The organism is Micromonospora sp. DT41 (genome assembly GCF_049841715.1).
In the GTDB taxonomy this organism is placed as follows: Bacteria; Actinomycetota; Actinomycetes; order Mycobacteriales; family Micromonosporaceae; genus Micromonospora; species Micromonospora profundi.
Genome location: NZ_JBNCKU010000016.1, coordinates 100,008 through 116,768, shown reverse-complemented (window position 1 = coordinate 116,768; position 16,761 = coordinate 100,008). Strand labels below are relative to the sequence as shown.

16 protein-coding genes are annotated in these 16,761 nt (G+C 72.0%); 9 read left to right on the top strand and 7 right to left on the bottom strand.

Annotated elements, in window-relative coordinates:
- Window positions 1-66 precede the first annotated feature (66 nt).
- The 4 genes from ACLQ23_RS25615 to ACLQ23_RS25600 all read right to left on the bottom strand — a co-directional run bounded on the left by ACLQ23_RS25615 (window position 67) and on the right by ACLQ23_RS25600 (window position 4,198).
- Window positions 67-1,299 (bottom strand): acyltransferase family protein, encoded by a 1,233-nt coding sequence (locus ACLQ23_RS25615; RefSeq protein WP_355594472.1) that lies wholly within the window; start codon window positions 1,297-1,299, stop codon window positions 67-69.
- Window positions 1,296-2,198, bottom strand: coding sequence for an alpha/beta hydrolase (locus ACLQ23_RS25610; protein WP_355594550.1), 903 nt, complete (start codon window positions 2,196-2,198; stop codon window positions 1,296-1,298). The genes ACLQ23_RS25615 and ACLQ23_RS25610 overlap by 4 nt, the downstream gene beginning before the upstream one ends.
- A gap of 102 nt (window positions 2,199-2,300) precedes the next feature.
- The gene (locus ACLQ23_RS25605; RefSeq protein ID WP_355594474.1) at window positions 2,301-2,963 is read right to left on the bottom strand and encodes a response regulator transcription factor; all 663 of its coding nucleotides are present in this window, start codon (window positions 2,961-2,963) and stop codon (window positions 2,301-2,303) included.
- On the bottom strand, window positions 2,960-4,198 hold the full coding sequence (locus ACLQ23_RS25600; RefSeq protein ID WP_355594476.1) for a sensor histidine kinase: 1,239 nt from the start codon (window positions 4,196-4,198) through the stop codon (window positions 2,960-2,962). The genes ACLQ23_RS25605 and ACLQ23_RS25600 overlap by 4 nt, the downstream gene beginning before the upstream one ends.
- Window positions 4,199-4,423: 225 nt before the next feature.
- Here ACLQ23_RS25600 and fabG point away from each other — a divergent pair, with 225 nt between their 5' ends.
- The 4 genes from fabG to ACLQ23_RS25580 all read left to right on the top strand — a co-directional run bounded on the left by fabG (window position 4,424) and on the right by ACLQ23_RS25580 (window position 7,897).
- A complete protein-coding gene (fabG, locus tag ACLQ23_RS25595) occupies window positions 4,424-5,128 on the top strand; it encodes a 3-oxoacyl-ACP reductase FabG (protein WP_167943372.1) in 705 nt (234 codons plus the stop codon).
- Window positions 5,129-5,155: 27 nt separating this feature from the next.
- A complete protein-coding gene (gene fabI / locus ACLQ23_RS25590; RefSeq protein ID WP_053652562.1) occupies window positions 5,156-5,923 on the top strand; it encodes an enoyl-ACP reductase FabI in 768 nt (255 codons plus the stop codon).
- A gap of 127 nt (window positions 5,924-6,050) precedes the next feature.
- Window positions 6,051-7,079 (top strand): ferrochelatase, encoded by a 1,029-nt coding sequence (locus tag ACLQ23_RS25585; protein ID WP_355594478.1) that lies wholly within the window; start codon window positions 6,051-6,053, stop codon window positions 7,077-7,079.
- A complete protein-coding gene (locus ACLQ23_RS25580; RefSeq protein ID WP_355594480.1) occupies window positions 7,031-7,897 on the top strand; it encodes an HAD-IIA family hydrolase in 867 nt (288 codons plus the stop codon). Before ACLQ23_RS25585 ends, ACLQ23_RS25580 begins: the two co-directional genes overlap by 49 nt.
- 132 nt (window positions 7,898-8,029) lie before the next feature.
- Here ACLQ23_RS25580 and ACLQ23_RS25575 read toward each other — a convergent pair whose 3' ends face one another.
- Window positions 8,030-8,824 (bottom strand): hypothetical protein, encoded by a 795-nt coding sequence (locus tag ACLQ23_RS25575; protein WP_053652565.1) that lies wholly within the window; start codon window positions 8,822-8,824, stop codon window positions 8,030-8,032.
- A 232-nt stretch (window positions 8,825-9,056) separates the two neighbouring features.
- Here ACLQ23_RS25575 and ACLQ23_RS25570 point away from each other — a divergent pair, with 232 nt between their 5' ends.
- The gene (locus tag ACLQ23_RS25570) at window positions 9,057-9,869 is read left to right on the top strand and encodes a DUF3097 domain-containing protein (protein WP_355594482.1); all 813 of its coding nucleotides are present in this window, start codon (window positions 9,057-9,059) and stop codon (window positions 9,867-9,869) included.
- Between the two features lie 57 nt (window positions 9,870-9,926).
- On the opposite strand, the gene ACLQ23_RS25565 is transcribed toward ACLQ23_RS25570, so the two are convergent.
- A complete protein-coding gene (locus ACLQ23_RS25565; RefSeq protein WP_355594484.1) occupies window positions 9,927-11,240 on the bottom strand; it encodes a serine hydrolase domain-containing protein in 1,314 nt (437 codons plus the stop codon).
- A 109-nt stretch (window positions 11,241-11,349) separates the two neighbouring features.
- Between ACLQ23_RS25565 and ACLQ23_RS25560 the strand changes: the two genes are divergently transcribed.
- From ACLQ23_RS25560 to ACLQ23_RS25545, 4 genes are all read left to right on the top strand, one after another.
- Entirely contained in the window at window positions 11,350-11,823 is a 474-nt protein-coding gene (locus tag ACLQ23_RS25560) for an NfeD family protein (RefSeq protein WP_355594486.1), read from the top strand.
- Window positions 11,824-11,827: 4 nt separating this feature from the next.
- Window positions 11,828-12,934, top strand: a complete 1,107-nt coding sequence (locus ACLQ23_RS25555) for an SPFH domain-containing protein (RefSeq protein WP_355594488.1) — start codon at window positions 11,828-11,830, stop codon at window positions 12,932-12,934.
- Between the two features lie 150 nt (window positions 12,935-13,084).
- Window positions 13,085-13,852, top strand: a complete 768-nt coding sequence (locus ACLQ23_RS25550) for a hypothetical protein (RefSeq protein WP_355594490.1) — start codon at window positions 13,085-13,087, stop codon at window positions 13,850-13,852.
- A 194-nt stretch (window positions 13,853-14,046) separates the two neighbouring features.
- Window positions 14,047-16,248, top strand: a complete 2,202-nt coding sequence (locus tag ACLQ23_RS25545) for a transglycosylase domain-containing protein (RefSeq protein WP_425881212.1) — start codon at window positions 14,047-14,049, stop codon at window positions 16,246-16,248.
- Between the two features lie 128 nt (window positions 16,249-16,376).
- On the opposite strand, the gene ACLQ23_RS25540 is transcribed toward ACLQ23_RS25545, so the two are convergent.
- Window positions 16,377-16,730, bottom strand: a complete 354-nt coding sequence (locus tag ACLQ23_RS25540) for a DUF1330 domain-containing protein (protein ID WP_355594494.1) — start codon at window positions 16,728-16,730, stop codon at window positions 16,377-16,379.
- Window positions 16,731-16,761 lie beyond the last annotated feature (31 nt).

The following is a 16,761-nucleotide window of genomic DNA, read 5'->3' as shown; positions in this document are numbered from 1 at the left end:
ACCCCCGGCGTCAACCGGGGTGGTGGGGGAGCGAAGCGGGGTCAGCTCACCAGACTGAGTCGTGGCTCAGCGGGGCTGACCATCGGCCCGGCCACGACTGGGAGGATCGCTATCTCGCACAGCGATCACCTCCTGTAGGTCGGGCGGGCCGGAACGTCGATGATGGTACACCTGAGGTGTCGACAGGACGCACTCGGCCGACCGGTCCGCGACCCCTCCACCGGCCGGCTGGTGCGGCCCGTCGCGGCGACCCGTCCGCACGACGATTACCAGCGCCGTGGCCAGCAGCGGAAGCCAGCAGCAGCGGGCCAGCACCCAGCCCGCGTCGTCCGGCGCGGTGTGCAGCCCCGGCAGGGGCAGCCCGGCGCGGGCGGTGAGCGCCGTCACCGACACCAGCACCGGCTGATGCCACAGATAGATCCGGACGGCGTTACGGTTCGCCCTGCTCACCGTCCGGCGCGGCACCGGCCGGGTCAGCAGTCGTTCCAGCGCCGGCCGGGCGAGCAGCGCCAACCCGACCTGGGCGACAGCCAGGGCCACCGCAAACAGCGACGGCGGGTTCAGGTTCGACACGTCCGCTCCGGGAACCCCGACCGCGCTCACCGGGTAGCCCAGCGCCAGCAGCGTCGCCAGCGCGAGCACACCGACGCCCGCCAGCGTGCCGGCTGCCCGCCGCCCGTCCAGGCGTCCGTCGGCGTGCGCCACGCCGAGCAGGTACGGCACCGACCAGGCCGCCACCACGGTGACCGGCGGCAGGCTGCCCTCGGCAGGCAGCAGCCGTACGGCCAGGTCGGCCACCGCCACCACGGCCACCGTCGGCACGAGGCAGCGACTCAGGCCCCACCGGCGTACGGCGACACGCAGCGGGCCGGTCGACGCGACCATCACCAGCAGCGGCAGCAGGAACCACAACGGGCTGACCGCGAGCCGCAGCGCGACGGTGAGCGTGTCGTCCGGGGTGCCGATGACTGTGGCGGCGAGCAGCATGGCGGCGCCCACTCCCAGCAGCGCCACCGTGGGCAGCAGCAGCCGGCGTAGCCGCCGAGCCAACCAGTTGCCCGGGCCGCCCCGGTGCCGGGCCAGCGACCGGGTCGAGCCGAATCCGGCGGCGAAGAAGAAGAGTCCGAGCGTCTGCAACACCCAGGTCACCGGTGCCAGGACGGGCAGCTCGGTGAGCGGGCTGGCCTGGTGCAGCCCACCGTCGTCGGCAAGCACCAGCCCGGTGACCAGCCAGTGCCCCAGCACCACCCCGCAGATGGCGTACACCCGCAGGGCGTCGACGGCGCGGTCGCGGCTCATCGGGCGTCCCCGAACCGGTCGGCGTCGGCGGCGGTCAGGACGACCGCCGCGACGGCGGCCAGCGTGGAGCTGCCCGGCGTGAGATACCCGTCGTGCCCGGTCACCCCACCGACCGGCAGCGCCCGGGCGCCGAACGCGGGGTCGCCCGGGCGGCGGCCGAAGCCGAGACCCGGCAGCCGCACCGGCGGCACCCGGCGGATCCAGTCGGTCGGTGCCTCGGCCGCCCAGAACCGCCGACCGCGCATGTCGTCGGCGTGCTGCACCCCGGCGCCGACGCCGCCAAGGCTTACCACGTCGGTGACCTGAGCCGGTGCGCCGGCCGCCGCCAGCGACACCACGAGCGCGCCGTAGCTGTGCCCGACCACTGTGATCGTTGCGGCCGGTCGGCGCGCTGCCAACTGCCGCAACAACGCGACCAGCGCGTCCGCGCCGCGCCGGGCGCCGGCTGTCCCGGCGGCCGTCACCACCCCGTCGGGCGGGTCGTAGCCGAGCCAGGCCAGCACCGCGACCCGCGCCCCCGGGGCGATCGCCTGCAGCTGCCGATAGAGCTGCCCGGCCTGCGCCGCAGGCGCCCGCTGTGCGACACCGCCCAACCCACTGTCGAAGTCCGCGAGGGTACTGCCCACGCCGGGCACCAGCACCGCGATCCGGTCCGCGTCGGCCAGGTCGCCGAGCACCTCGACGACGCGGCCGTCGCCGCGCGGATCGAACAGCAGAAACCGGCGCCCGCCGGCCACCCAGTCCGCGTACGGAGGGCCGGCCGCGCGCATCGCCGCCTCCGTCACCGGGTACGCCTCGACGAACCCGGCCGCCGCGACCGGCTCGGCCCGGACGGGTAGCACCAGGTTCACGCCGAGCAGCAAGGCCAGCGCCAGGCGGTCGGCACCTCGTCGTCGCATCACGTTCCCCCCTAGCGGAATGTCTTCCGCGGGAGAGAGTGCGACGGCGGGTGGTGCGCGGTCGTCGTCCCGGAGAGCCGTTCCCGGACTGCCCCCTGGGAGCTACTCGCCGGCGGCGACCAGACCCGTCTCGTACGCCAGCACGACGGCCTGGGCGCGGTCGCGCAGACCCAGCTTGGCCAGGATCCGCCCGATGTGCGTCTTCACGGTCTGCTCGGCCACCACCAGGTCGGCAGCGATCTCCGCGTTGTTGCGGCCCCGGGCGATCAACCGCAGCACCTCGGTCTCCCGAGGGGTCAACCCGGCCAGGTCGGTGGGGCGCGGGCGGCGGCGGTCCGGGCGGGCCGCGAACTCGGCGATCAGCCGACGGGTGACCGCCGGGGCGAGCAGCGCGTCGCCGGCCGCGACCACCCGCACCGCCTGCACCAGGTCGGCCGCCGGGGCGTCCTTGAGCAGGAATCCGCTGGCGCCGGCGCGCAGCGCCTCGTACACGTAGTCGTCCAGGTCGAAGGTCGTGAGGATGAGCACGCGGGGGCGCTGCGCCGACCGGTCGCCGAGCAGCTTGCGGGTGGCGGCCAGCCCGTCCATTACCGGCATCCGCACGTCCATCAACACCACGTCGGGGTCGAGTTGGCGGGCGGCGGTGACGGCCTGCGCGCCGTCGGCGGCGTCACCGACCACGAGCAGGTCCGGCTGGGCGGCGAGCAGCGCGCCGAAACCCTGGCGGACCATCGCCTGGTCGTCGGCGATCAACACCTTGATCACAGGTTCCCGCCCTCCGTGTCGTACGGCAACTGCGCCGCCACCGCGTAACCCCCGTCAGGCAGGGGCCCGGCGGTGAACGTACCGCCCAGCGACGTGGCCCGTTCCCGCATGCCGGTCAGCCCGTGCCCGGGAACCGCCTCGGCGCCCGTCCGGACACCCGCGTCGTCCGGTGGCGCGTTCTGCACGCGTACCTCCAGGGCGGACCGCTCGGCGCGGACGGTGACCCGCACCGCGGCGCCGACCGCGTGCCGGGCCGCGTTGGCCAGGCCCTCCTGCACGATGCGGTACGCGGCCAGCCCGACCGGCGCGGGCACCTGCTGCTCGTCCAGCGGCCCGGTGTCCAGGGTCACCGGCAGGCCGGCGCGGCGTGCCGCGTCCACCATCGCACCCAGGTCGGCGAGGTCCGGTTGGGGCGCGGTCTGCGGGTCGCTCGACTCGCTGCGCAGCACCCCCAGCAGCCGACGCATGTCGGTAAGCGCGTCGCGGGCCGAGGCGGCGATGGCGACGAACTCCGCGGCGGCCGGCGCTGGCACGCCCGTCAGCCGGTACGGGGCGGTCTCGGCCTGCACCGCGATCAGTGACATGTGGTGGGCCACCACGTCGTGCAACTCCCGGGCGATCCGGGTGCGTTCCTCAAGCACCGCGCGGCGCTCCTGCTCCCGCTCGCTCAACTCGGTCTGCGCGGCCAGCTCGCGCCGGGACAGCCGGTTGCGCCTGATCAGGTCACCGACGATCGCCAGCACGCCGAGCAGCGCCAGGACGGCGGCCCGGTCAGCCGGACGTACCAGGGTGAGCACCGGCACCGAGGTGATCGCCACCACCCAGGCCAGCACCGGTCTGTCGACCCGCGCGACGACCACCGCGACCACCGCGATCGACCCGAGCGCCAGCGGCGCCGTCCACGGACCGGGCTGTTCGGCCGGCGCGTTGAACGTGCACACCAGCAGGGCCAGCACCGTCAGTCGCCAGGCCAGCAGGGGACGCCGGGGCAGCGCCAGCAGCGGCGCCACTGTCATCGCCGCGAACAGCACCGCTACCGGTGTCGGCAGACCCCACTCGCTCTCGATGGCCAGCGTGATCCAGAAGAGGCCGAGGGCGGCGAGCAGACCGGCCGGGGCGGCGTACCGGGCGAGCCGCGGCCAGCGGGCCAGCAGCGGCCGGGCGGGCGAGGTGTCGGGGCCGACCAGGGTCTGCCGGAGGGCTCGCAGGGCCACGGCGGCCGGTTGCCGGTTCACCACAGCAGGCTACGGTCCGAGCCCGCGCGAGGAGTGCCACCAGGGTCCGATCCCTGTGTCGTACTTTGGTGTGACACCGTCCAGCCGGAGGGCATCACCTGGGGCCTCCGTCGGCGCACCTCCGGCTTGCTCTTCGCGCCGCTCAGGTGCCTCTCCCGTTAGCGCTTACCTGCCGGTAACGCCTAGGCTCGCCTCCGACTGAGATCAGCTGAGCAAGGGGGAACCGTGGCCCGTACCGTGTTGGTGACCGGGGGCAACCGGGGGATCGGCCTGGCCATCGCGCAGGCCTTCGCCAAGCAGGGTGACCGGGTTGCGGTCACCCATCGCAGCGGCGAGGCGCCGGACGGGCTGTTCGGCGTACGCGCCGACGTCACCGACGCGGCCTCCGTCGACGCCGCGTTCACCGCCGTCGAGGCCGAGCTGGGGCCGGTCGAGGTGCTTGTCGCCAACGCCGGCATCACCGACGACACGCTGCTGCTGCGGATGACCGAGGAGCAGTTCACCGGCGTGGTGGACACCAACCTCACCGGTTCGTACCGGGTCGCCAAGCGGGCCTCCGGCAAGATGCTCCGGGCCAAGTGGGGCCGCATGATCTTCATCTCATCGGTGGTCGGTCTCTCCGGCGGCGCCGGGCAGGTCAACTACGCCGCCAGCAAGGCCGGCCTGGTCGGCGTGGCCCGCTCGATCACCCGTGAGCTGGGCAGCCGCAACATCACCGCCAACGTGGTGGCACCCGGCTTCATCGACACGGACATGACCGCCGGCCTGTCCGAGGACCGCAAGGCGGAGATCCGCAAGTCCATCCCGGCCGGCCGGATGGCCACCCCGGACGAGGTGGCGGCCGTGGTGACCTGGCTGGCCTCCGACAGCGCCGGGTACGTCTCCGGCGCCGTGATCCCTGTCGACGGCGGCCTCGGTATGGGCCACTGACCCCCTTTGATTACGGAGGAACCCTGCATGTCCGGACTGCTCGCCGGTAAGCGGCTGCTCGTCAGCGGCGTCATCACCGACGCTTCGATCGCCTTCTCGGTGGCGAAGCTCGCCCAGGAGAACGGCGCGCAGGTCGTGCTGACCGGCTTCGGACGGCTATCCCTGGTCGAGCGGATCGCCAAGCGGCTGCCCGAGCCGGCGCCGGTCATCGAGGTGGACGTGACAAACGCCGAGCACCTGGCCAGCCTTGCCGACCGGGTCCGCGAGCACGTCGACGGGCTCGACGGCGTGGTGCACTCGATCGGCTTCGCCCCGCAGAGCTGCCTCGGCGGCGGTTTCCTCGACGCGCCCTGGGAGGACGTGGCGACCGCCCTGCACGTCTCCACCTTCTCGTACAAGTCGCTGGCCATGGCGGCGCTGCCGCTGATGTCGCCCGGCGGCGCGGTGGTCGGCCTGACCTTCGACGCCACGAAGGCGTGGCCGGTCTACGACTGGATGGGCGTGGCCAAGGCCGGCCTGGAGTCCGCATCCCGCTACCTGGCGCTGCACCTGGGCAAGCAGGGCATCCGCAGCAACCTCGTCGCCGCCGGGCCGCTGCGCACCATCGCCGCGAAGTCGATCCCGGGCTTCGACCAGTTCGAGGACGCCTGGACCGAGCGGGCGCCGCTGGGCTGGAGCCTCACCGACCAGGAGCCGGCCGCCCGGGCCTGCCTCGCGCTGCTGTCGGACTGGTTCCCGGCCACCACCGGCGAGATCGTCCACGTCGACGGCGGCTACCACGCCATCGGCGCCTGACCTGGGTGTAAGGAAGGGCCCCTTCTTAACGCCTCAGGCATAGGAAGGGGCCCTTCTTAACGCGGCGCGATCCAGTGGTCACCGCCCCGACCGGATGGTGTGCTGGCGGGCGAGGAACAATGGGGCCATGTCGTACGACGCGGTGGTGCTGGTGTCCTTCGGCGGGCCGGAACGGCCCGAGGACGTGATGCCTTTCCTGCAGAACGTGACACGCGGCCGGGGCGTGCCGCCCGAGCGGCTGGCCGAGGTCGCCGAGCACTACCAGCACTTCGGTGGGGTGTCCCCGATCAACCAGCAGTGCCGTGACCTGCTGGCAGCCGTCCGCGCCGACTTCGCCGCGAACGGTGTCGACCTGCCCGTCTACTGGGGCAACCGCAACTGGGACCCGATGCTCGCCGACACCGTGACGCAGATGCGCGACGACGGCGTCACCCGCGCCCTTGCCTTCGTCACCAGCGCGTACGGCGGCTACTCGTCCTGCCGGCAGTACCAGGAGGACATCGCCGCCGCCCGGGCCGCCGTCGGCCCCGACGCGCCGGTGATCGAGAAGCTGCGCCAGTTCTGGGACCACCCCGGTTTCATCGAGCCGCACGTGGACGCTGTCCGGGCCGCTCTGACCCAGCTCGATCCGGCCCGGCGCGACACCACCCGGCTGGTGTTCACCGCACACTCCGTACCCACCTCGATGGCGGCCAGCGCCGGCCCGCACGGCGGCCGGTACGAGGCGCAACTGCACGAGGCCGCCCGCCTGGTCGCGGCGGCCGCCGCCCCCGACCTGGAGTACGACCTGGTGTGGCAGAGCCGATCCGGCCCGCCACAGGTGCCGTGGCTGGAGCCGGACGTCAACGACCACCTCGCCACCCTCGCCGAGAACGGCACGACAAGCGTGGTGGTAAGCCCGATCGGTTTCGTCTCGGACCACCTGGAGGTGGTGTGGGACCTGGACACCGAGGCGTTGGAGACGGCCAAGCGGCTCGGTCTGGACTTCGTCCGGGCCGGCACACCGGGCACCGACCCGCGCTTCGTGGCAATGGTCCGTGAGCTGGTCACCGAGCGCACCGACCCGGACGGTGCGCAGCTGCGCCGCCGCCTGGGTGAGCTGCCGATGTGGGACACCTGCCCCACTGTCTGCTGCGTGCCGACCCGCCGCCCCTGACGACCCAACCGCCCACCGACACCCCCGGGGAATCATCGATGCAGGACCGCAAGCCGGTGCAGAGCTGGCTGACCGACATGGACGGCGTGCTGGTGCACGAGGGCCAGCCGGTGCCCGGCGCGCCGGAGTTCGTCAAGAGGCTACGCTCCTCGGGCAAGCCGTTCCTGGTGCTCACCAACAACTCGATCTACACGCCGCGTGACCTGACGGCCCGGTTGAGCCGGATGGGGCTGGACGTCCCGGAGGAGGCGATCTGGTCCTCCGCCCTTGCCACCGGTCAGTTCCTCGCCGACCAGCGGCCGGGCGGCACCGCGTACGTCATCGGTGAGGCCGGCCTGACCACGGCGCTGCACGCTGTCGGCTACGTGCTCACCGACTTCGCTCCGGACTACGTGGTGCTCGGCGAGACCCGCACCTACAGCTTCGAGGCGATCACCAAGGCGGTTCGGCTGATCAACGACGGGGCGCGGTTCATCTGCACCAACCCCGACGTGACCGGCCCGTCCGTCGAGGGCGCCCTGCCCGCCGCCGGCTCTGTCGCCGCGATGATCTCCAAGGCGACGGGGGTGGAGCCGTACTTCGTCGGCAAACCCAACCCGATGATGATGCGGTCGGCGTTGAACACCATCAACGCGCACTCGGAGAGCACCGCGATGATCGGCGACCGGATGGACACCGACATCCTGTGTGGTCTGGAGGCGGGGCTGGAGACCATCCTGGTGCTGACCGGGATCAGCAGCCGTACCGAGGCGGAGCGCTACCCGTACCGCCCGTCCCGGATCGTCAACTCGGTCGCCGACCTGCTCGACGAGGTCTGACCGTCGGCCGGCCGCCCCGTCGCGGCCCGCCGCCGCTGATCGCGCAGCAACCAGGATTTAGTGGTAACGCTCCTACTTGGACACCACTACATCCTGGATCGAGCACGATCATGCCTGCGCGCGGCGGCGTGGTCAGGGGCGCAGGGGGGCGTTGCAGGCGGCGACGAGGGCCTGCCGGCAGGCCGCGGTGAGTGGTCGTAGCGCCGCGTCGCGTTGCTGCGCCTCGTAGTTGTTGATCGCACCGCCGGGTGCGGCGTGGCCGGCCAGGGCGAGCACCCGGTCGAGCACCGCGGCGCGGGCGAACAGCCGGCGTGCCCGCGGGTCGAAGCCCGGCGGCAGGTCGGTGGCACCGTCGGGGCGGCGCAGCGCGGCAAGCGCCCCGGCCAACTCGGGCCGCCACTGGGCGACGTCGAGGCGGGTCAGCGCGGCGGTGGTCTCGGCCAGCGCGGCAGCCAGCTCCGCCTCGGCCTCGGCTGCGCCGGGCAGTGCGAGGGACGCGGCGGGTGCGTTGGCCGGCAGCGGGTAGACACGCCACAGCACCGTCTCGAAACAGTCACCCGAGCCCGAAGTGTGGTTGCGGACCTGGGGGATCAACCCGAGCCCACCGGCCACCACCGCCTCGCCCGTCACCAGCGCCGCACCTGCGAAGTCCCCAGGACCGGGCAGGCCTCGGGGATCACCCGGCGCAGGCAGCACCAGCCGGATCTCGTCCGGGGAGAGCTTGGCCAGGGTAGGCAGCGCGGCGCCGAGCGGGACGTCGGTCCAGGTGCCGGGGGCGTCCGCAACGAGGTGCTCCTCGTCGCCGGCGATGGCGTCGGCGACCTCGTCGAACGGCACCAACCCGGCGCGCCACGCGCGCACCCAGGCAACGAACCGGCTCGACCGGCGCGGCGCGAGTGTGGCCGCGCCCGTTGCGGGGGTGGACATGCCGAAAGGGTACGTGGTCACGACCGGCCCTGTCTCGGCTGCCGCTCCGACCGCCCGCCCTCCCCGCGAGCCCGCACCCACCTCCAGCGTCGATCATGGGGTTGTGGTGGCCGAAAGAGGACGTTTAGCTACGGTTCGTGGGGCACCACAACTCCATGATCGACGGGGATGGAGCGGCGTGGGGGGTGTGTCGGGGTGGGGGTTGGGGTTTGGCGGCGTTAGCGTGATCGACATGGCGGGGCGATACGGCGAGGACGTGCTGGCGGGGGACTGGCGGCGACGGAAGGTCACCCCCGAGGTGGACGCCGAACCCGATCTCGTGGTGGAGGACGCCGACTCCGGGTTCTGCGGAGCGGTGGTGGGCTTCGACTCCGGAGCCGTCGTCCTGGAGGACCGGCACGGTAAGCGGCGCAACTTTCCCCTGCTACCGGCGGCGTTCCTGCTCGACGGTCGCCCGGTGACGCTGCGCCGACCGACCCGCGCGCCGGTGCCTGCGGCCCGTCGACGGACCGCATCCGGCTCGGTGGCGGTGGAGAACGTCCGCGCCCAGGTCGCCAAGGCCAGCCGCATCTGGGTGGAGGGCATTCACGACGCCGCGCTCGTCGAGCGCATCTGGGGTGACGACCTGCGGATCGAGGGCGTGGTCGTGGAGCCCCTGGACGGCATCGACGACCTCGACGCCGAGGTGCGTGACTTCGGGCCGGGGCCGACCCGACGGCTCGGTGTGCTTGTCGACCACCTCGTGCCCGGCAGCAAGGAGAGCCGGATCGTGGCACGGGTCAACTCGCCGTACGTGCTGGTGACCGGGCACCCCTACGTCGACGTCTGGCAGGCGGTCAAGCCGGCGGCGCTGGGAATCGCGGCCTGGCCGGTGGTGCCGCCGGGCCGCCCGTGGAAGGAGGGCGTCTGCGCTGCCCTCGGGGTGGCCGAGCCGGCCGACATGTGGCGGCACATCCTGTCCCGGGTGAACAGCTTCGCGGACGTGGAGACGCCCCTGATCAACGCGATGGAACGCCTCATCGACTTCGTCACCGAGCCGGCCTGACAACCACCGCCGCCGCTGGACGTCGGCGATCAGCCGCCGCCGGAACGTGGGCGTGACTCAGGGCTCGTCGTCGGGATCGCGGGTGTAGACGAACGTCGCGATGTCCAGCGCGACCGCCCGGCCCCGCTCGTCGCGGCGGACGGTGAGGATCTCGCCGTCCTGCTCGCCGGCGCGGCCCCGCCACCGGTCCGGGCCGGCGGCCACGAAGCGCAGGTCGGGTGCGCCGACCGGGCCGGCGTGCAGGTCGCCCGCGCTGTCGGCGTACACCTCGATGGAGGTGCCCATCCACCACCAGCGGCCGGTCAACTCGGCGAGGTCGGCGGGCGGCGCGGCCTCGGCCGGCTGCCACGGGGTGACCGGCGCCGGCTCGGCGTCCAGCACGAGGGTGAGCAGTTGCCGGCCGAGCGCGCCGATGTGCCCGGTACGGAAGCCGTACGAGTTGGCGAAGCCGACAACTGCGGTACGGCTGGGTCGGTGCACTGCCAGCGAGGCGACGTAGCCGGGCATCGAGCCGCCGTGCCCGACGTACACCCGGTTGTCTTCCCGGTGGAGTTCGAGGCCGAGACCGTGCCCGTGCGTCCATGCCGTGTGGTCGCTGATCACCACGGGGGAGCACATCTCGGTCAGGGTGTCGGCGGCCAGCACCGACGGGTCGGGGTCGGCGAGGAACGCGGCCCAGCGGCCCAGGTCCTCGATTGTCGACCAGAGTTGCCCGGCGGGGGCCATCGCCCCGGTGTCGGTGCGGGGTTCTTCGCGCAGCGTGTCGTGCCAGGGGTGGACGACGTAGCCGCGGGCGAACGGTTCGGTGGCCGAGTAGGTGGTGCGGCGCATACCGAGCGGGGTGAGGATCCGCTCGTCGAGGAGGTCGATCCAGGGCGTCCCGGTGAGTCGTTCGAGCATTCCGCCGAGCAGCGCGTACGCCAGGTTGGAGTAGTGGTACGTGGCGTGCGGCGGGTGAGCGATCTTGTCGGCGGTGAGGCCGGCGAGCAGGGTGGCCAGGTCGACGCCGGCGGCGCGCTCCCACCAGTCGCCGTCGGGTTCGCGTTGCAGGCCGCTGGCGTGTGCGAGCATCTGGCGCACTGTGATCTCGCCGACGCCGGTTCCCGGCAGGTGGCGCTCCAGCGGGTCGTCCAGCGCGAGCCGGCCAGCGTCGCGCAACTGCATGACAAGGGTGGCGGTCATGGTCTTGCTGATCGAGCCGAGGCGGTACTGAATGTCGACGCCGGGGCGGGGGTGTTCGCCTGCGGTGGCGAGGTGCGCCACCGTGCCGTCACGGACGACGCCAAGCACCAGTGACGGGACGTGGCCGTCGGCCTGAGCGCGGGCGACCTGCATGTCGATCTGCCGGGCGGTCTCGGGCACCAGCGTCAATGGAAACTCCTCGTTCAGCCGGTCTGATACGGGCCGTGCGGTTGTTTCCGCAGAGCCTACTGATCATCACGGGTGGGCTGCTCGTGCATTTCCGTGTCACGATCGGGTGGTGGACGCCGTGGTGTGGATCGTATTGGGTGTGATTCTGGCGGTCGGTGAGATCTTCACGACGACCCTTTTCCTGATCATGTTCGGGGTCGGCGCGTTCGCCGCTGCGGGCGCTGCGGCCCTTGGTGCACCGGTGGCCGTGCAGGCGCTCGTCTTCGCTGTGGTGTCGGCGTTGAGCCTGGCGATGGCCCGGCCGGTCGTCCGGCGGCACCGCCGCTCGGCGCTGGAGAGCGGTGAGCAGCCGTTCGGTGTGGAGGCCCTTGAGGGATCCACGGCGCTGGTGCTGGAGCGGGTGAACGCCGAGGAGGGCCTCGTCAAGATCGACGGGGAGCTGTGGACCGCGCGGGCGTACGACACGACGCAGACTTTCGAAGCCGGTCAACGGGTTCGGGTGATAAAGGTCCGGGGCGCGACAGCCCTGGTGTGGCAGGACGATGTTTCTTCCGCCGGCGAGCTGCCGGAAGCGAGAGGGTGAACGGATGGACTTCATAGGTGTGCTGCTCATCGCGGTAGCGTTGATCGCCGTCGTGACCCTGGCGAAGGCGGTGCGGATCGTTCCGCAGCAGCGCCAGGATGTGGTGGAACGGCTCGGCAAGTACAAGCGCACCCTGAGTCCTGGCCTCAACCTGTTGGTGCCGTTCGTCGACGCGGTGCGCACGAAGGTCGACATGCGGGAGCAGGTCGTCAGCTTCCCGCCGCAGCCGGTGATCACCTCGGACAACCTCGTGGTCTCGATCGACACGGTTCTCTACTTCAAGGTTGTCGACTCGGTCCGGGCGACCTACGAGATCTCCAGCTTCCTCCAGGCCATCGAGCAGCTGACCGTCACGACGCTGCGTAACGTGATCGGCTCGCTGGATCTGGAGCGGGCGCTCACCAGCCGCGACGAGATCAACAGGCACCTCTCCGGGGTGCTTGACGAGACCACCGGCCGCTGGGGCATCAAGGTGACCCGGGTCGAGATCAAGGCGATCGAGCCGCCGGCAAGCATCCGCGACTCGATGGAGAAGCAGATGCGCGCCGAGCGTGACCGTCGGGCGGCGATCCTCACCGCCGAGGGGCACAAGCAGTCGCAGATCCTCACGGCCGAGGGTGAGAAGCAGTCCGCGGTGCTGCGCGCCGACGGTGACCGGCAGGCGCGGATCCTGCAGGCCGAGGGTCAGGCGAAGGCGATCCGCACGGTCTTCGACGCCATCCACCAGGCGAACCCGAGCCAGAAGGTGCTCGCCTACCAGTACCTCCAGGCACTCCCGCAGATCGCCCAGGGCAGCGCCAACAAGGTCTGGATCGTGCCGGCCGAGCTGACCAAGGCCCTGGAGGGCATGGGTGGCGCGCTCGGTGGGCTGAGCCAGATGGTGGGGGACCTGCCCGCACCGGAGGCGGCCGACCACGCGAGCCAGGTGGAGCGTGAGGCCGCGGAGGCGGCGCAGGCCGCGGCGGACGCCGCCCAGCAGATCCACGACGAGGTACGCGTCGCCGAGGCGCAGGCCACCGGTGGCAACAAGCCGCAGGGGCTGCCGGCCCCGGAGCCGGTGTCCCCGACCAGCCTCATGGAGGACCCGGCGGACCAGCGCGAGCGCGGCTGATCCGTACACCGGCCAACCGGCCGGGTAAATACGAAAAAGACTCATGGGGCGCTCCGTAGCCTGCCACGATCGGTCCTAGGACGGGTGGTGACCAGGTGATCGGGGCGCCCCGGCGCGTCTCGCACCGCTCGTGGACGAGCGAGGTGACGCATGAAGGATCCCGTGAACCGGACGTGGTCCTCGGCCCCGGTACCCGGCGCGCACGACCCGATCGCCCCACTGGGCTCCCGGCGCAGCGGCGGTGGCTTCGGCGTACTGCCCTTCATCGACGAACCGACCCCGCCGGGGCCGGCGACAAACGCCAGTTGGGCCTGGTCGCTGCGCAGGTTCGCACGCGCCGCGGTGTGGCTGCTGCCCGCGTACGCCATCCTCTACGGCGTGGTCGCGATGGCCAGCGACGGCGGGGTGGGCAACGACCCGTATCCCGCCGACGGACAGGCGGCGTACCTCATCGGTTGGGTCGCGGCGGTCTGGCTCGGCCTGCTCGCGCTGCTTGCCCTCACCGGTTTGCTGGCGGCCACGCGCAGCCGACGGGTGGCAGTGGCCGGGCTGATGCTAAGCATCGCGGGCACCGTACTCATGCTGCCCTTCGCCGGGCTGACCGAGCAGACACCGGTCTTCGGCACCACCGCGCGTTCGCTTGTCCTGGTTGGTGCCACCTTCTACAGCGTGGGCTGGTTCTTCACCGGGTGGGCGGTGGCCCGTTCCGGCACGTTCAGCCTCGGCGACGGCGTCATGCTGATCATCGCGGCACCGTTGCTGGGCCTGGGCGGCGCCCTGATCGGCTCGCTACAGACGTTTGGCGCGATCTTCGTGCTGGTCGCCGGTATCGGCATCGGCTACCGCTCCGGCCGCCTGATGCCCCGCGAAACCGTCCGCGACGCCGCAAGCGCCAGCCTAACGACCCCGACCCCCTGACCCGCCGCCCACTCCCGCCCGCCGTCCGCGCCCGCCCACTTGCGGTGATCATGAGGTTGGCGTGCTCGGTTCCGGCGTGGCGCACCGCCAACCTCATGATCAACTGGCCGGGTGCTGGTCAGGGGCGGTGAAGTTGCTGACAGTTGGGCCGCGAGGGTGGTCGGTTGGTGGCTTTCGTGGCAATCCTGGGGACCATGGCCGCCCCTCGCTCGCCGCTGTCGCGGCTGTTCACAGTGCTGCTCGCCGGCTTGCTGGCCGGGCTCGTCCTGGCCGTGGCCGCGTTGCCGGGCAACCTGCTGTTCGGGTTCGCCGCCCAGTCCGCGATCGGCACGTACGCCGCGCTGCCCGAGGCTCTGCGTACCCCGGCCACCCCTCAGCGCTCGTATCTCTACGCGAACGACAGCAAGACGCTGATCACGACGTTCTACGACGTGAACCGTACGGACGTCGCGCTTGCGGACATCGCGCCGGTGATGCGGCAGGCGATCGTGGCGTCGGAAGACCGGCGGTTCTACGACCACGGCGGCGCGGACGTGCGGGGTCTGCTCCGGGCGTTGGTGGCAAACGTCAAGGGCGGTGGCACCGAGCAGGGCGGCTCGACGCTGACCATGCAGTACGTCCGTAACGTGCTCAAGACCGACCCCACGCGCAGCGCCGAGGAGCGGGCCGCCGCCACCGACCCCACGGTCGGCCGCAAGATTCAGGAGATCCGGTACGCGAGCGCGCTGGAGCAGAGCCTCAGCAAGGACGAGATCCTCAACCGGTACCTGAACATCGCCTACTTCGGCTCCGGCGCGTACGGGATCGGGGCGGCCAGCCAGCGCTACTTCGGCAAGCCTCCGGCGCGGTTGACGCTCGCCGAGGCGGCGCTGCTGGCCGGTCTGGTGCAGTCCCCGGACGCGTACAGCCCGATCGACGGGAACAAGGACGCGGCGCTGGCCCGCCGGGGGTACGTGCTGGATTCGATGGCAGCCACCGGGGCGATCACCGCCGCGCAGGCCGCGCAGGCGAAGGCGGAGCCGCTGGCTCTGAAGCCCACAGCGCAGCCCAACGGCTGCACCGCCGTGGCGCAGGGGCACGACGACTGGGGCTTCTTCTGTGACTACCTGCGCCGGTGGTGGCTGACCCAGCCCGCGTTCGGCGCCACGGCCGCGGAGCGGGAGCAGGCACTGCGCTCGGGCGGCTACACGGTTGTCACCTCCCTTGACCCGGAGGTCCAGGCCACCGCGCAGCAGCAGGCGACAAAGGTCTACGGGTACGACAACAAGCGCGCCCTGCCGATCGCGGCCGTGCAGCCGGGCACCGGCCAGGTGCTGGCGATGGCCGTGAACCGGCACTACAGCCTGGCCGACAACCCGGACGGGCAGGCCAACTACCCGAACACGGTCAATCCGCTGATCTCTGGCGGGGCCAGCGTGGACGGGTATCAGGCGGGTTCGACGTTCAAGCTGTTCACGATGCTCGCGGCGTTGGAGTCGGGCCGGACCCTGTCCACGGGCTTCGACGCGCCCGCCAAGCTGCGCACCCGGTACGCGGCGGAGGGGCCGGGCAGTTGCGACGGCCGCTGGTGCCCGGTCAACGCCAACCCGGACTGGATGGACGGGTACCGGATGATGTGGGACGGCTTCGGCCGTTCGGTGAACACCTACTTCGTCTGGCTCGCCGAGCAGGTCGGCCAGGACAAGGTGGTGGAGATGGCACAGCGCCTCGGCATCACGTTCCGCGCCGAGTCTGACGCCGCGTTCGCCAAGGACAACGCCGCCAACTGGGGTTCGTTCACGCTGGGCGTGGCCGCCACGACCCCGCTGGACCTGGCGAACGCGTACGCCACGGTGGCCGCCGAGGGCACCTACTGCACGCCGGTGCCGGTGGTCTCGGTGACCGACGCGACGGGCGCGAAGGTGCCGGTCGGTGAGCCGTCCTGCAAGCGGGTCCTGGACGCCGACGTGGCCCGCGCTGCCACCGACGCCGCCCGCTGCCCGGTGGGCCAGCAGTCGCCGTACGGGCAGTGCAACGGCGGCACCGCCACTGCTGTGAACCGCATCCTCGACGGTCGGCCGGTGGCCGGCAAGACGGGTAGCTCGGAGAAGAACGCCACCGAGACGTTCGTCGGCTTCACCCCGCAGGTGGCCGTCGCGGGCATCGCCGCCAACCCGGACGACCCGACCGACTCCGTGGGCTCCGCCGTGCAGGCCAGGGTGATCGACGCGGTTGCCCGGGTCATCGGCACCGCCGTCAAGGGTCAGCCGGAGACTGCGTTCACCGCTCCCAGCCGCGAGTTGGCAGGTGAGCCCCGCCGCCCGGTGCCGCGCGCCCCGGCCACTCCCGACCGCGAGCGCGAGCCCAGCCAGGACCCCCGCGCGGCCCTGCAACGCTGGCTCGACCGCCGTGGCTGACAGCCCTGGCTCGACCGCCGAAACCGCCCAGGGCAGACGGCTCCAGCTCGACCGCCCAGGGCTGACGGCGAAACTCGACGGCGGCCCGGCCCACATTGGGCCGGGCCGCCGTGCTCTTCGCGCCATCCTCAGCGGGCGGCGGCGACCGCGGCGCGTACCTGCTTGGCGAACCCGGCGACTGTGAAGTCCGGGGCCAGGCTGTCGATCAGGATGATGTCCGAGATCGCGTTGTTGGTCCGCAGGGGCAGGATCGCCTGGTACTCCGGCGAGTTGTACCAGTTCTCGGCATCGGCGCGGGTGGGGAACTCGATCAGGACGACGGACCCCGGCCAGGCCCCCTCGACCACGTCCCCCTCGCCCTGGGCGAGCCACCTGCCGCCGTACGGGTGCACTGTGGCCTCGACCTGCTCCAGGTATGACAGCCCCGCCTCGTTCGGGACGCCGCCGGGGATGCGCAGGTGGTTGATCAGGTAGGTGCTCATGGTGATCTCCGATCATCAGGGCGTTTTGGAT